Here is a 16,133-nt window from a genome sequence, read left to right as displayed (position 1 = left end):
AAACTATCTGGAGGAGGACGCAAAAAAAAAGCTGGCCGGGAACGTTACATTCCCAACCAGCTTTTATCTCACTTGCAGAGCTACTCCTATGTTATCTCTAGCGATTGCCGAGCATATTCATAATCATCGTGATCGAGTCGGCCCGGGTCGCTGTAGCCCGCGGTGCGAACAGATTGCCAGGCCGGCCCTGGACGATCCCCTCGTCGCTGACCGCCTTGACCGCCCCCTTCGCCCAGGACGGAATATCTCCGTCATCGGCGAAAGAAGTCGTAGCGGCAGCACTCGTATCCAGTTCCAAACTGTTAGCTATCATCACCGCCATCTCCATCCGTGTGACGTTTGCGCCAGGACGGAATGTGCCGTCCGGATAACCGCTGATGATACCCGCTCTGACTGCTTCCGCGATCGACGGAGCTGCCCAAGCCGGGATACTGTTGCGGTCGGTGAAGCTAAGTGGCGCGCTCAAGCCCTCTGCCTCCAGAGTCCTCATCAGCATGACAGCAAACTCCGCCCGCGTCACGGTATTGCCCGGTTTGAATGTCCCGTCTTCATACCCCGTCACGATATCCGCTGCAGCTGCCGCGCGGATCGCGGCTTCAGCCCAATGTCCCGCAGTATCAGAGAAGCTTATTGGCACCTGCGGTTCATCGGGACCGCCCGGTTCACCGGATTCCTCGGTATCCACAACAAATACGGCAAATTTCGTAAAGTGATCGACAGATGCGGTGATCACATCGCCGCTGACTTCCCCTCCGATCTCGACCCACTGTTTCGCCTCTTCGTCGTACCAGAAGATCGAAGCTTGTTGTCCCTCTTTCACCAGAGAAGGATCAAATTTGAAGGACAGGGTGACCGGCGCAAGGAAATCGCCTGTCGTACTCTTCGTAATCTCAAAGATTGGCGATGCCAGGACATCCGCTGGACCAGTAAGTCCTGCCGGATCGGCCAGTCTGACAATCTTGAACTCCGTCGGCGTACTGGTAGCTCCGGCCGGCACACTTACAGTAGCCAGATCACCCAGGCTGACGCTGCCTGCGCTGCCCGCCCCCAGCGAAGTTTTGGCCTCATCAGGCGAACCCGGGAACCCAGTGCCCGGAGGGTAGATTCCGCCTTGATCAGAAGTCCTCACCCTCACCGTTAGCCCTTCACTCTCATTGCCTTGGGCGTCCACAGCCTTAATCGTAAAGCTGTACAAGTTGCCGGCTGCAAGCCCCGTCACCATATATGAGGTGGCGGTACTCGGTAAGACAGCGACTGGCTCGGTGAGTGCGTCCCGATATAGCCGGTATTCCGTCACACCGGCATCATCCTTGGCGTGAGGCCAGTTCAACGTTGCGCTGGATGTCGAGACTCCGCTCGCAGCAAGCGCACTGCCTACTACCCAGAATGGCTCGCGATCATCGCCAATCTCTACCTGCTGCGTTCCTGTCGATGCGAACCAGCCCCTGATCGTCTCGACATCATCCGTGAAGGCGAGTGAGAGGACCAGCATGATCCGGGCATGCTGGGGGTTGAGATTGTCGCCCGCGATGATGTTGGTGCCGCCCCCGCCGACACTGCCCGAGCCCGTCCGTGTCGTTGAGACGAAGACGACGCCGTGATCCCGGATCGCATCCGTGCGGGCCGTACCCATAGCTGAGGAGATACCGCCGGCTCCTGTACCTGCCGTGACGATCCCCTTGGCACCGTCCTCGACCAGTCCTCGGATGGCCCCGCCGGTTGCTTCCTGATAGTTGTAGACAATCTCGACGAGGGGCAGCTTGTCTTTGGAGATCGTCCGCAGATCAAACGGCGTCGCCCAGTCGGCTTTGCCCGCCTTAAGGGCCCGGGCGTTGAGCCGGTAGATCCGCACCGCCGGGTCGTCAACATAACCCAGCGCCCCAAACATCGGTGTCTTGAAGGTGTCCATCCGGTGCGAATTGGCCTTGGTTACCTCGCGTGCCGCATGGATAACATCATTCAGCATAACTACAGTACCGAACCACTTGGTTTTGCCGCTCGCCGCAACCTTGATCGCCTGGTACAGGTTAGCCGGGCCATCGGTACCGATCACGTCCCACGGGCGCATCGCGCCAGTGACGACGACCGGTTTCTCTGCGCACCGTCAGATCGAGGAAGTAGGCGATCTCCTCCATCGTGTCCGTGCCTGTCGTGACGACGGCACTGTCATAGATTTCAAGAGCGGCATCCACGGCCAGCGACAGGTCGTACAGTTCTTTGATTGTGTAGCCCCCAGAGCCCTTATTGCCGAATTGATAGGTCGCGACATCGGCATTTTTGTGCTTGGGCAACTGAGAGACCATATCCGCGATCGGGTATGTACCTGCCCGGTAGCTTTGGAAATTGGTCTTGTCTTCGTCGCTCGCCGCACCCGCCAACGTACCGCCCGTAGCGACGACGATGACGTTGGGGAGCGGAGAAGTCTGGTGCTCGTCTGACAGCGCCGGGATAGCAAAGGTGGGCAGCACCGGCGCTTCTTCCGCTCGGACGGATACCGTGTATCCGGTCCAGAGCGAACTTAGTAGCGCTGCGATAATCAAGACGGCAATTTGTCTGCGCAGCGTCCTTTTTGAATCAATGATTGTCATTGCCTGTCTCCTCCTCTGCTTATGGCGTCACCACGAGCTCTTCCTCTTGTCCTTGCGCAGCCAGGTCGGTATCTTCTTCATTAGCCGGAGGCTCCGATTCTTCGGACTCTGTCCCTACAGGAGCTTCCGTCTCGGGAGTCGGCTCGCTTACTATAGGCTCCTCGATCTCGGGAAGGAGCGGCTCTTCGTCTACGGACGTGGTGAGCACGGTGTTCTCGTCGACTGAGATTTCTACATCACCCGTGCCGAAGGTTTGGAACCAATTGCGGATTTGCGTGGTGTCGTTAGAGAAAGCGAGCGACAGCAGCAGCATCATACGTGCATGCGAGGCGTTGAGATTGTCCCCGGCCACCGTATTGCCGGAGCCGCCGTATACCGAACCGGAACCTGTTCTGGTCGTCGATACGAAGACAACACCGTGGTCGCTGATAGCCGCCGAACGGGCCGAACCGAGAGCTGAAGAGATGCCGCCAGCTCCCGTACCTGCCGTGACGATGCCTTTGACACCATCTTCGACCAGCCCGCGAATTGCACCGCCGCTCGCTTCTTGATAGTTGTACACGATGCCGACCAATGGCAGGTTGTCTTTGGAGATCGTCCGCAGATCAAATGGCGTCGCCCACTCCGGCGTACCCGCCTTAAAAGCTCTTGCAGGCGCTCTGTAGATCCGTACGGCAGGATCGTCCACATAACCAAGGGCGCCTACCATCGGTGCATCAAACGTATCCATCCGGTGCGAGTTGGATTTGGTCACCTCACGAGCAGCGAAGACGACATCATTTAGCATCACGACAGTACCGAACCATTTGGTCTTGCCGCTGCCTGCAACTTTGATAGCTTGATATAAGTTGGCCGGGCCGTCGGTCCCGATAACATCCCACGGGCGCATCGCGCCAGTGACGACGACCGGCTTCTCGCTGCGGACCGTCAGATCAAGGAAGTAGGCGATCTCCTCCATCGTGTCTGTTCCTGTTGTAACTACGGCGCTGTCGTAGATCTCAAGAGCGGCGTCCACAGCCAAAGATAGATCGTAAAGCTCTTTAATCGTATAGCCGCCTGATCCTTTGTTTCCAAATTGATAGGTGGCTACATCTGCGGTTTTATGCGTAGGCAACTGAGCGACAAGCTCCGCCATCGGATATGTGCCTGCCCGGTAGCTTTGGAAGTTGGTCTTGTCTCCGTTGCTCGCCGCTCCCGCCAGCGTACCGCCCGTAGCAACGACGATAACATTGGGCAGCTGAGAAGTCTGGTGCTCAGCGGAGAGCGGAGGAATATCAAACGTCGGCAGATCAGGTACTTCTTCCGCCCTTGCCATAATCGCCAACAGGCTTGACATTGTTGCAATCAAAGAGAGAACCAACAAGGGGATAATAACCTTCCTACTTAACCTTCCCTTTACCATATCCGTCATTTTCTCTACTCCTCCTATGTAATATGTTTGAGTGAATCTTATCCGGATTATAGTATTGTGTGAGGATATATAACAAATCAATATGGAGATGAATAAAACGTATACAATATACATTTACACACTCAGTCATCAATTTTAGCTTAAAAAACGTATTAAATTGCATTGAAAACACGCCTAACATTATCATCCAAACAACCATTCAGGATAAAAAGGAGAGTTACACTCAGATTAGGAAAAGCCATTCAATATGTCATAAAAGTTTACATGATGTTGAATATATTTTTGTGAAATTCCAAGCGCTTCGTTTAATAGAAAACCTTTTAGCTGAGGATAAAATGCTATAGTTTCATTCCGGAGAAATACAAGCCAAGTAGATGTGAGAATACTTTTCTTGTATTTAAAAAATGCGACTTCCTCGATCAGACGATCGAAGAAATCGCATCTTGTTTGTCACCTCGGCCAGCGATGGCTTGGGACATATTGCAGCATTGCGGAGAATAGTATCCCCCACTGCCGTATGGAGAGGCGTGCGGAGGATTGGTCCCGATCAGTACCCGCCTGCTTCATCATCCGCTTTATCTGCTCCGCAGTAAAGACCGGTCTCAGCGCTTCATATAGCGGTTCACAGGCGTGTCGCAGCAAGTAGCCGGCGAATGCTCGAAAACGCTGGTGCTGGCCTGCTGCCAACTGGGGGTCGCCTCTGCGTTCCAGGCTGACTAGTGCGGCATCCACCTTTGGTGGCGGCGAGAAATGACTTCGGGGCACAGTCTTCCTGACCGTCATCCGATAATTCATCTGCCACGCCAGCACACGCGGATCAGAAGGGTAAGCGGCAGTAAACCGTCTGGCAGCTCCTAGCTCCATAATAAGCGCCCCTCGTTCAAACCTTTTGCCCCCCTCCCCCAGCAGCCGCTCCAAAATCTCGGTTGTGATAGCAAAGGGAATATTGGCGACAACGCAAAACGGCCCTTCAGGCAGCCGCATCTTTCGGAAATCAATAGACTTAATGACAAGCGGGTATCCATCTCCAATCTTCTCCCGCAAGTAATCCACCATCTGCGGATCTCGCTCGACTGCGACAATCCTGCATCCCGTCTCCAGCAGCGGCAGCGTGATTGCCCCTTTGCCCGCTCCGATCTCCACTACCGTCTCCCCCGGACTAAGGCGCGGCAGTCGGATCAACTCCCGGATTGTTCCTGGATGATGCAGCAGATGCTGACCTGCAAAGCTGGGGCCCGGGACACACTTTCTGATTTTGCGATGCTTCTTGTTTTCATTTCTCATCGTTCCGTCATCTCCCTTGTCGTCTCTGAAATACACGAAAAAACCGCAGGCATCAGCCTGCGGCGGGATAACGAAACAAGAGTTAAGCCAATTCGTGGACAGCCCCGAACACACCTCTCCCGTCCAGGGAGCGGCGTGTGAAGCGATGGCATTCTCCATACAACCGAAGTCCATTCGCTCGCTGACCGCTAGAACCGACGACGAGCTTTAACCGGCATGAATTGCAAGCAGCCTTAGCCATATCAAAGAAGCTTCCCCTTCCTCTTGAGGAGAGAAACGCTGTGTCGACCGAACTTCTAGCGGTATGGAACTTGCCGAAAAGCACAAAAAAGAGGCGGACCTTCGTCCCCTCTCTCCCGGCTTAGCAACTATACGGGTATCCTGGAAATGGGCAGACCGATTCCGTTTGCTCCGCACGCAGGCAGAGCCCTTGAGCACTATTTAGTTAGTGGCACAAAGTTCAAAACGAAATCTGGCATAATTTAGAGCACCCATAGCAGGACAACCCTCCGTTCCTTAAATTAACCACATTATACCACAGTACGCAAAAGGCGGCAAGATGGCAGCGCACACCAAAACCGCCCTCCGCCAGGGGAATTGGCAGAAGGGCAGTTCTTGTGCGAGATTAGCCGCTCAGCGTATAATTTCCCGTCTCCCGCCGTTCAGTCACCATCAGCAAGCCATATGCGGCATAGGCAAGGAAGGATATGGGGAAGACATATCTTCCGTAGATCTCCCAAGGAAAGAACAGCGTCGAGGGCATGATCAGGAAGCTGAGAGCAAGCCATCTGGTGTAGATGCGTGCGCGGAACAATGCAATAATCGTCAAAAGAAACCCAAGCAGCACCGCGATCCCGCCCGCCATTGTCAGAAGGCTGGGGAAGCCTTCCGCCATCAGCGTCCGGTTGGCGATGTCCGAAGCAGCTGCCAGTTGTTCCTCACTAGCAATCCCCTCGAACAACACCGGGTATTGATAAACCTGCAGTACAGAGTGCACCGACTCGACTACGAACGAGAAGAACAGACATAAGTAGCCGATCCATCCCCACCAGGCAATGGTGCCGGCATGTCTGATGAACAGCGCCGTGAGCCCTATGAGCATCAGCGGCGTCGCTAGAAAAAGCGCGATATGGGTGCCGACAGCCATCTCCAGAAAGTGTGGCAGCTGCTCCAGCGACAGCGGCGTATCCTCTTGCAGATGCAAGATATGCGTGATAAAGTGGGCCAGCCCTCCCAGCAGGAGGATAAATCCGCCTGTTCGCAACAGACCTTGAGGCACAATTGCCATGAGTGGTTCTCTCCTTAAATTAAAATTGCGGGACCGGCACAATCCAGGAAGCCGGTCCACCACCGCCCGGGGGAGCCCTTGCTGCCGGACGGTCAGGGTCAAGCCGAAGAAGAAGGAACAAAGATCAAGACGGGTTCAATACGAGCAGAGTAGCCGTCCGCTTGGGCAGTGTCAGCTCGAATCGTCCTTCCTCGCCAGCCTCTACAGTGCCGGCGGGAGCAAGACGGGAGACCGCTCCGAAACGGTACATTGCGGCTGCGTTCACACCCTCCATGCCCGCATCCAGACTGATCTGCCGGCTCAAAGTATCTTTGTTAAACAACAACACATAGGTTTTGCCGTCGTTGCCTTCGATCGTATAGGCCCCTACAGCATCAAACAGTGTCGAGTGCGTACGTACGCTGCTGCCTTCGATGCGCGAGCCGTTGCCGTCATAATCCAGGTAGAGCTTGAACGCATCCTCCATCGGCGTGCCCGCCTGGAAGTTGCCGAAGCGAGTCGCCAGGTCGACGCCTTCGCGGCCGAAGATCGCCAGCGCTTCCGCCTGTGCCAGGCCTGCGGTAATACCGCTGCCGTTGCCAAAGTTGTACTCGGTAATTGCCAGCTTGGTCCCGGGCAGATTGCGCTCGATGATCTCCTTCATGCGCGGGATCAGCCGGATCGGCTCCTGGATCCAGGAGTAGTCGACGAAGTCCTCGTCGTAGAGCGACTTGAGCGCTTGAAAACGGCGCTTTGCCGTGGCCGGACTCTCATCCGCCGAAGGCACAGCGGTCTCCTGGGAGTAATAATGCACGGTCAGGTAGTCGATCAGGCGCACATTCGTCTCATCTTCGTGACTCTTGACCTGCTGCAGATACCACTCCAGGAACGGCGTACCGCCATGTGACTGGCGGTCAGGTCCGTCCGCACATTGATCGGCGGAGGAATAGAAGTACGCGCACCAGCCCCAGGATACCGGCCCGAGCAGCTGAGCATCGCTGTCTACTGCTTTGATTGCCGATCCGTATCGCATCGTCTTCTCCCACAGCTCATCGTAGGTCGGCGCCTCCGGATGCACATCGCGGTGGGTGACATGCCAGATCTCCGGCTCGTTGTCCAGCGCATACAACCGTACTCCATCACCGGAACGCTGTGCCATATGCTCTACCCAGCGAGTCGCAAACGTCTCGTCGACTCGCTTGGAGGTATCCTCCGGATCGTTGCCGACGATCAGCTCGCCTCCGGGGCGGACACCGTTGCCTGCATCCCGCAGCTCGGGAGCCCAGCCTTCTTGCGCGCCATACTTCCGGATCGAGAAGCCGGAGCTTACCGCCCGCTCCTTTGGCGTCCAACCGATCGTCGGGATCGTCATCAGCACATCGTCGCCACGTCCCAGCACACGGTCGATGAAACGGTCGGACATCGATTCGTGCGGCAGCTGACCCGGGTCGTCATTGCCGTAAGGATAGTTGATGAAGAACCAGTCGGCCGCCCGATTGGCCGTATCGAGCTCCCAGTTGTAGCGGGTCGTCTGATTGCCGCCCCAACGCTCGAGCGGGAACGCCAGCTCGGAGTTCGTCGGATGCTGCTCATCGTAATTGGTGCCGTAGATCAAGTTGCTGATCGGCAGCCGCTCCGCCTCTTGATCCACTTGAATATCGATCACCGGCATCTGCGGCTCCGGCAGCTGTCCCGGGGAAGGGTTGCGGAGCAGCGACACATCGTCGAGATAGATCCGGCCCTGGCTGCGGTCTGTGCCCGCCTGCAGGATCAGGCCGTCGAAGGTTCCGTATTCCAACCCTAGATCAGCCATACTGACCGTCACCTCTGTCCACCTGCCCCCGGGAAGCATACCGTCCGGGAGGAAGCGTTCCAGACTCACTGCACCCATCGACTGGCCGCCGTCATAAGCGTGCAAGAGCAGCTCCTGACCGCCCGCCGTCCCGCCATGAAGCCAAAGACGGAAGCCATAATACTGATCCACCTGCTTCTTCTGCTCGCCCGAGATCCAGACGCCATCCCAGCCGCTCGGATCGAAGGCGATCGCATACTGTCCGGTACGGACTTGAGCTGTGTGGGCAAAATCCTTCTCATGCCAGCTATAGTTGCGGTAGCCCGCTGCCAACCGATCGTCATAGACGGTCTCCGCGACGACGTTGGTCACCTGTACGAAGGCATCGGTGCTGAAGTTCTGGTAGGCGAGCGTAATTCGCGCTATGCCTTCGGCATGTGCCGTGACGCGGCCGCCTTCTACTGAAGCGATGTCAGGGCGGTCCACCGTCCACTCGGCCAGCGCCGTGATGTCACCGGTCTCGCCGGAGGCGAGGAACGTCTCTCCCGCCAGCTGCTGCACCTCGCCGGGCAGCATGACCAGCCCGTGCTTGTCGGTGCGGATCTCGACGATGCGAGCTTGCGCCGCCCGCTTGGCTGTCAGGGCAATATCGTCGAGATAGATCGCCGGCTGCTCGCCTGACGATCCGCCTGCGAACTGCAAGCCGTCAAACAGCCGGTCAGGCAGCTCCAGCTCAGACAACGTGAGCTCTACGAACACCCACTCGCCTGCCGGGATACCGCCTGGAATGACGTCATTCAGCCTGCGCTCCGAAACCGTTGCTCCCCCGGCCGTCAGCTTGAGCCGCACATCCTGGCCGCCTGCATCGCCGCCATGGATCCAGAAGCTCAGCTTGTCGTATTCGTTCATCGTCAGGATCCGCTGACTGTACAGATAGAGCGCCGCATCGCCGACCGGACGGAAGCGGATCGCTGCCGTACCGGAGTAGACGATGTCCGTTTCATCCAAAGCGACATCGCCCCAGCTGTTATTGGTCACCGTCTCGGCCAGTCCGTCGGCGAAGATATGCAATCCGTCGACAGGATCGACCGGCCGCTCCGGATCCGCTCCTATAACCTGCACAGGCAATTCGGCCGCGAAGTCGCCATAGACGGCTCGGATCACCACGGAACCGGGGGACTGCGCCTGCACTCGTCCTTCGCTTACCAAGGCGACAGCTTCATCCGATGTCAGCCACTCCACCGACTCACGAGCCGCAATCCGCGTACCGTCTTCCAGAATCATATGGAGGACAGCAGTCCGTGTCTGACCCTGACGGATAATCAGCTCGCTATGCTCAAAGGCCAGTCCGGCTACCTCCAGCTCACCGCCCGGCTCAGGCTCGGGATCGCCGCTGCCCGTACCGCCGTGGAAGGCGAGATCATCGAGATACAACGGTCCTTGAGCTCCCTCTCCCCGCCCCCACAGCTGGATGCCGTCGAGCAAGCCCGTGACGCCGAGCTGCCGCAGCGGCACCACAACTTGACGCCACTCGCCTGCCGGCACGCCGTCCGGGAGCAGCTCGTCGGATGCGATCTCTGCCAGTCCGCCGCCGCCGAGCGTGAGGCTCAGTGTGAATTGCTGGCCGCCGTTCAGCCCGCCGTGCACCCAGAAGCGCAGGCTGTCATAATCTCCGGCATTCATCACCCGGTGCTTGTAAAAGTAGAGCGCCTGCCCTTCACCCGGCACGAAGCGGATCGATCGATCGCCGCTGCGCACGGTGGAAGTCTCCTCAAGGCTGTGGCTGGCCCAGCTATAGTTGACGAACTCATCCGATAGGACATCGCCATAGACGGACAGCGGTTCGCTCGTCTGGCCATAGGACGGCTGTCTGGGCCACATCAGTTGGCTGATCAACAGCGCAGCGATGAGCAGCACGGCGATGATTTTCATTTTATTCCTTCTGCTAACTGCGTTCTTCATCGACAAGATTCCTCCAGTGATTACATCGAATTTATAGAGCCTGGTCCACCAGGGCGGGCCGTTTCATAGCCCGGAGCAGCAGCGCGGCCTCGGCCCGACTGGCACCGGAGGTGGAGCAGAAGGCGGAAGCGGTATCTGTGTCGCCCTGTATCAGCCCCGCCCTTTGCCGTAGACGATAATGCCGGTTACGGTCTTGTTGTCCTCCAGATCGAGAGTAAGGGTGCTGACGAACTTCTCATCGCCTTTGTTCCCTGTATAATTGTAAAAGTCCGCCTCATCCATCAGATAGCTCTCCTGGTATCCCGCCCGCTCCGCATACTCCTTATACAACTCTACGACTTCTCCGAACGGCCGTGTCGAATCAAACGTTACCGTATATCCTTCTTCGGTCGTAATCGAACTCGTCACGACATAATCCGGAGGAAACGGGATGTCGCCGGGAAAGCCTTCCGGCAGCTCCTCTTTGCTCGAGTACGTGGTCTCCTCTCCGTCCTTGGACGTATAGGTGACCGACCCTTGTTCCTTTGTCGTCGTTCCACCCGATTCCCCCACTGTGACATGTCCCATCCCGCTGTGGGAGCAGCCCGCCGCCAGCAGGATGGCGGCCAGCATGATGCCAGCCGCCCCACTCTTGCGTATCCTTTTCACGTTCATGCAACTCCTTGTCTGTTGGATGCCAATGCCATCATTTCAACAATTTGATGCCGCCGATCAGCGGCAGCGGCCGGCTCTGGCCGTTCACTGCATTGAGGATGCCCAGGATGGCCAGGATGAGGATGCCGATCATCCCAAGCGGCGCGATCAGCAGCCAGCCGACAATCGGGATCACGGTACCGATAATATTGATCGCCACGGCCGCCAGCAGCAGCACCAGCCCCTGATTGGCGTGGTACATCGCGTATCGCGAGTCCCGCGCCGCCAGGATCGGGATCAGGAAGATGATATAGCCAAGTGCGGCAACAGCTTTATGCTTGTCGATATCTGTCTGGTCTGTGGCCAGGTTTTGTTGATTCATAGTCAGGTCATCGCCTTTCTTCTAGTAAGTTCCTTCAGCCGGTTTACCATTCCCACTCTCCGGGATCGTAGGAAGGCGGCGGCGGCGGGACGACATCCAGCTTGAGCTCCAGCTCGATTTTATAAATTTTCGAGCCCAATTCTTCAAAATCCGTCGTCACCGATTTGAAATACGCTTTGTCCTGACCGCGCTCCACCAGACGGATGAGCAGTTGCTGCGGCTCTTCGCCGGGCGGTGCGTAGGTCGCGGAGATCTCATAGGTGCCGATCGGGACATGATGGACTCCGTAGCCGTTATTGGAATTGCTGCCTTTGCTGACGATCGTCTGACCGACCTTGCCGTTCAACCCCGGACCCACAGGCTTCAGCGTCAGCGTGACATCGTCGCGGTTCGGCGGCTCGGCGATCGGATTCAGCGGGTGGATCAGATCCATCATATAGAACAGGACAAAGCCGCTGCTGCCCGATGGCCCCGAGCTGTCCAGTACCTGCTTGAAGTCGCGGATCGCTCCTTCATTGCCTGCGAACGGCGTATCGTTGACCGGCTCCAGATCCATGACATACTCTCGCCCGTTAAGTGTCGTCTTGTACTCTGCGTATGCCATATACGTCGCGGCAGCCATCCCCAGCGGGATGCGGTAGTAGCCGTTGGCATCGGTAATCGCCTGGGCGTTGCTGTTGTACAGCAATTGATTGTCCGCCGTCACCCGTGCGCCTTGCAGCGGCTGACCGTCGACATCCACTACCCGGCCCTTCAGGACGCCGGGCTCGACTGTCGAAGGTCCTGCGTTGCCTCCAGTGCCAGGTCCAGGAGCTCCTGATCCGCCTGGCGCAGGTCCGCCGCCTCCGCCCACCCGGATGACTGTTACGCCCGCTTCTTTGGCGTGGTTCACTTCGTACCCGCTATGTTCCGAGACGAAGCGCAGCGGGATCATCGTACTGCCCTTCATGACCTGCGCAGGCACGCTCAGCGACCGGGACTGGCCGTTCACGAGCGCTGTGCCCTTGTTCATCGTCAGCTCGATGTTCAAACCGTCTTTGGTGCCGACGGCCCTCTTGCTCCCTGCATGCCAGGCCACCTCAAAGTCCAGCGCCTCGAACATGGCCCGGAACGGCACCAGCGTCGTCCCTTGGACGATCACCGGCTGCTGCCCGCTGAACTGCAGCTGCTGGCCGCCTACGTATACCTTCACACTCTGCTGCGCGACCGCTGCCGGACTGGCAGCCATCAGCGCCAGTACAAGAGCAGCCATTAATTTTGTAACCGTCAGCCACCACGCTGTTTTTTTGCGGCTGATTCCCATCTGATCACTTCCTTTCTTTGACATTGCTAGATTACGCGCTCTCTTTTCCCGGCCGCAAGAGACCTGTTCCCGGCATGACCGGGAATAATCCGGGAACGATACTTCCCGTGCCGGGCGGGAAAAACCTGTGCTATACTAATGAAAAGAGTGTCGCTACAGCTATTTTCGTGATCAAAAGCGAACGAATAGAAAGGGAAACGTGTATGGTTACCGAGCCTCTCTCCACCCGGGCGCTCCTTCCGATGCGGATCATTATTCATCTGTTATGGTGGGTTGCGGCTGCGGCAGCCATCACCACCACGATCTCCAGCCGCGTGCTCGCGCTGGGCGTCTACGAGCGGGCCTGCATAGGCAGAGATTGCGCCAGCTTTTTGCAGATGAACGCAGAGCAGCTCCGTCAACTGGCGGACTTCGGGATCATGCCCGAGCTGTACAGCAGCTTGACGCTAGTGCTGTTGTCGCTCCAGACCCTTTCTTTTTGGGTCGTCGGCTTTTTGCTGTACCGTTACGGTTGGCGCGACCTGTACTGCGTCGTGGCCTCTATCCTCCTGATCGTCACCGGAACCATCTTTAGTGTGGATGAGGCGCTATTCAGCTCATGGCCGCTGCTCCAGCATTCCTTTGCCTGGCTGAATGCGCTGGGCACTTTATATCTGTTTTTCCTGCTGCTCTTTCCCGAAGGACGCTTCATCCCTCGCTGGACAGCTGCTATAGGTGTCGTCTGGCTCCTGCATACCGTCATCAATGTGATGCTGCCCGATCTCGCCTCCCTGCATATCAATCCGTTGCCGGCAGCCTTCAATTATGTTGTCATCTCGATTGCCCATCTTGTCGCCTTCGGCACACTTATCTACCGTTATACATGCGAGAAATCGCGCAACCGTCGGCGCAAGCTGCTGTGGCTGCTGATCGGAATCTGCGGCTATGTCGCCGCTGGCATACTCGCCAACACGATCCCGCTCGCAGACCACGGCTTCGTCCGGATGATGCTGCAGACGCTGGTGTATGCCAGCCTGCTGTTCATCCCCTTTCCGCTCGGGGTGATCATCCTGGAGGATCGAGCCAGACGCATGGCCGTCGCCTTCAACCGGACGATGGTCTATCTGGTGCTCAGCGTCGTCGCTGTCATCGCCTACGCCTTGCTGCTCGGCGCGGTCGGGCTGCTCATCCAGGGCCGCTCGTCTTCCATCGTCGCCCTGCTCGCGACAGGACTGCTCGCTGTGCTTATGCAGCCGCTTCGCGAGCGCGTCCAGCGCGGCGTGAACCGGCTCGTCTACGGCTTCCGGGACAATCCGTACCAAGTACTCTCCCAGCTCAGCAGACAATTGGCCTCTTCGACGACCCACCGTTCGCTGCTCGCATCCGTCGCCCGCAAGGTCGCCTCAGCGCTTCAGGTGTCCTATGCCGCCATCGAGGTGTACACAGAGGACAAAACCGAACGTCTGGCAGTCCACGGCAAGCCCGGAGGCGAGATCAGCACAATCGAGCTGCAGGCAGGGCAGCTGCCGGTCGGCCGGCTGCTGCTCGGGGCCGCGGACGTCCATACGGCAGTTCCTCCGGGTGCCCAGTCTATGATCGAGGATCTGGTGCAGCAGGTGAGCATCGCGGTGCAGACCTATCGTCTGGCGGACGATCTGCAGCATTCCCGGGAACGGCTGGTGCAGGCTCGGGAAGAGGAGCGGCGCAGACTGCGCAGGGATCTCCATGACGGGCTGGGCTCGTCGCTCGCCAGCATGACGCTCAGGCTCGATGAAGCGATCCACCATCACGGGAGCGATCCTCACCGCTCCCGAACAGAGCTGGAGACAGTACGCAGCCAGCTGCGGCATGCGATCACCGATATCCGCCGGCTCGTCTATTCGCTGCGCCCCCCTGCTTTGGATGAGTTCGGACTTGCATTCGCCCTGCAGGAGCTGGTCATGCAGTACCAGACTCCAGCCCTGCAGATCGCACTCGAGGGGGCCGATCGGGACCTGCAGCTGAATGCGGCGACAGAGGTGGCGATCTACCGGATCGTCCAGGAAGGACTGACCAATGTCGTCAAGCATGCGGCCGCCAGCCGCTGCCATATCCGACTCGCCCTGCAGGAGCAGAGCCTGCGGATCGAGATCGAGGATGACGGCAGCGGTCTGCCGACCGAGATGACGCCGGGGATCGGCGTCCGCTCGATCCGGGAACGGGCTGAGGAGCTTAGCGGCACGTTCGCACTCAGCTCGGAGCCCGGACAAGGAACCGTTATCCGGGTCAGCCTGCCGGCGGTATGACGTTTGCACATTCGGACAATCTCAATTAAAAGAAAGGGGAGTTGAGGATGCTGGATACGGCGATCAAGGAGAAAGTACGCATCCTGATGGCAGACGATCATCCCATGTTTTGCGAGGGGCTGCTGTCGATCCTGCAGTCGGAAGAGAGCTTCGAGGTGACGGGAATCGCCAAAGACGGCCATGAAGCCGTCCGCATGGCGGAAGCGCTGCAGCCGGATATCATCCTGATGGATGTCAATATGCCGGGGATGAACGGCATCGAGGCGACACAGGAGATCATCCGGACTTCTCCGCACATCCGCATCCTGATCCTGACGATGTTCGATGATGACATGTCCGTGTTTACGGCCATGCGCTCCGGGGCACGCGGATATTTGCTAAAAGGGGCGCAGAAGGAAGAAATTATCCGGGCGATCCAGGTGGTCGGCGGGGGCGAGGCGATCTTCAGCGCCGATATCGCCCGCAAGATGATGTTCTACTTCGATGCGATGGTCAAGCGGATGCCCGGCAACCTGCTCTTCCCTCAGCTTACGGAGCGCGAACGCGAGATCCTCGAGTGGATCGCCCGCGATCTGGGCAACCCGGAGATCGCCCGGCGCCTTGGTCTCTCACTGAAGACGGTGCGCAATCACGTCTCCAACATCTTGAGCAAGCTGCAGGCGGCCAACCGCGCTCATGCGATCATGATTGCCCGCGAAGCGGGGATGGGCGGCGACGCCGGAGCGGCGCGGTAGCGCAGGTGCGGGGCGCGAGCGCGGACGCCGGAGCGGCACGGCAGCGCAAGTGCGGGGCGCGAGCGCGGACGCCGGAGCGGCACGGCAGCGCAGGTGCGGGGCGCGAGCGCGGACGCCGGAGCGGCACGGCAGCGCAGGTGCGGGGCGCAGGCGCAGGCGCGGACGCCGGAGCGGCGCAGGCGCGGGGCGCGGACTAAGGCCCCACTCAGGCGCGAGGCGGGCTAGACCGCTATACAGGCATCAGGCGCACCAAGCGGCTGCCTCACACGTGATGCGATGCCCCGGACGCCTGGGTGCCATTATTCCCAATTGCAGTACTAAGCATCGCAAGTGCAATAATACACTTAACTTCGTTCCAGTCCCTGTTTATGATGATACTAAGTGCAATAGTGCCACTGCCCCCCTCTGAATTTACATATAGTGGATAAAAGAAGTGAATTAGATGTACTTATGCCTCTATAAATACTAATATGAGGCTTTTCCAGCAAATTAGATGTACTTTTAACCTTGTTG

10 protein-coding genes and 1 pseudogene are annotated in these 16,133 nt (G+C 58.0%); 2 read left to right on the top strand and 9 right to left on the bottom strand.

What is annotated here, in order from left to right:
• Window positions 1–97 precede the first annotated feature (97 nt).
• The 9 genes and pseudogenes from ABC336_RS23635 to ABC336_RS23595 all read right to left on the bottom strand — a co-directional run bounded on the left by ABC336_RS23635 (window position 98) and on the right by ABC336_RS23595 (window position 12,622).
• The gene (locus ABC336_RS23635) at window positions 98–1,222 is read right to left on the bottom strand and encodes an S-layer homology domain-containing protein (RefSeq protein WP_413242585.1); all 1,125 of its coding nucleotides are present in this window, start codon (window positions 1,220–1,222) and stop codon (window positions 98–100) included.
• A pseudogene (locus tag ABC336_RS23630) lies at window positions 1,199–2,588 on the bottom strand (asparaginase domain-containing protein); the annotation flags it as partial. The pseudogene ABC336_RS23630 and the gene ABC336_RS23635, both read right to left, overlap by 24 nt.
• A 19-nt stretch (window positions 2,589–2,607) precedes the next feature.
• Window positions 2,608–3,999: an asparaginase gene (locus ABC336_RS23625; RefSeq protein WP_413240986.1), complete on the bottom strand. Its 1,392-nt coding sequence runs from the start codon at window positions 3,997–3,999 to the stop codon at window positions 2,608–2,610.
• Between the two features lie 450 nt (window positions 4,000–4,449).
• Complete coding sequence (locus ABC336_RS23620) at window positions 4,450–5,283, bottom strand: ribosomal RNA small subunit methyltransferase A (RefSeq protein ID WP_413240985.1); 834 nt, start codon at window positions 5,281–5,283, stop codon at window positions 4,450–4,452.
• 625 nt (window positions 5,284–5,908) lie between these two features.
• Window positions 5,909–6,571 (bottom strand): hypothetical protein, encoded by a 663-nt coding sequence (locus tag ABC336_RS23615; RefSeq protein WP_413240984.1) that lies wholly within the window; start codon window positions 6,569–6,571, stop codon window positions 5,909–5,911.
• Between the two features lie 124 nt (window positions 6,572–6,695).
• Window positions 6,696–10,304 (bottom strand): glycoside hydrolase family 44 protein, encoded by a 3,609-nt coding sequence (locus ABC336_RS23610; RefSeq protein ID WP_413240983.1) that lies wholly within the window; start codon window positions 10,302–10,304, stop codon window positions 6,696–6,698.
• 150 nt (window positions 10,305–10,454) lie between these two features.
• Entirely contained in the window at window positions 10,455–10,952 is a 498-nt protein-coding gene (locus ABC336_RS23605; RefSeq protein ID WP_413240982.1) for a hypothetical protein, read from the bottom strand.
• Between the two features lie 37 nt (window positions 10,953–10,989).
• Window positions 10,990–11,319: a hypothetical protein gene (locus ABC336_RS23600; RefSeq protein ID WP_413240981.1), complete on the bottom strand. Its 330-nt coding sequence runs from the start codon at window positions 11,317–11,319 to the stop codon at window positions 10,990–10,992.
• Between the two features lie 43 nt (window positions 11,320–11,362).
• A complete protein-coding gene (locus ABC336_RS23595) occupies window positions 11,363–12,622 on the bottom strand; it encodes a stalk domain-containing protein (protein ID WP_413240980.1) in 1,260 nt (419 codons plus the stop codon).
• Between the two features lie 203 nt (window positions 12,623–12,825).
• Here ABC336_RS23595 and ABC336_RS23590 point away from each other — a divergent pair, with 203 nt between their 5' ends.
• The gene (locus ABC336_RS23590; protein WP_413240979.1) at window positions 12,826–14,886 is read left to right on the top strand and encodes a sensor histidine kinase; all 2,061 of its coding nucleotides are present in this window, start codon (window positions 12,826–12,828) and stop codon (window positions 14,884–14,886) included.
• Window positions 14,887–14,933: 47 nt separating this feature from the next.
• Window positions 14,934–15,620 (top strand): response regulator, encoded by a 687-nt coding sequence (locus ABC336_RS23585; RefSeq protein WP_413240978.1) that lies wholly within the window; start codon window positions 14,934–14,936, stop codon window positions 15,618–15,620.
• Window positions 15,621–16,133 lie beyond the last annotated feature (513 nt).

Source organism: Paenibacillus jepli (assembly GCF_047238105.1).
Classification (GTDB): Bacteria; Bacillota; Bacilli; order Paenibacillales; family Paenibacillaceae; genus Paenibacillus_D.
Note: the sequence above shows the minus strand (reverse complement) of the source record. Positions and strands in the feature narration are given on the sequence as shown.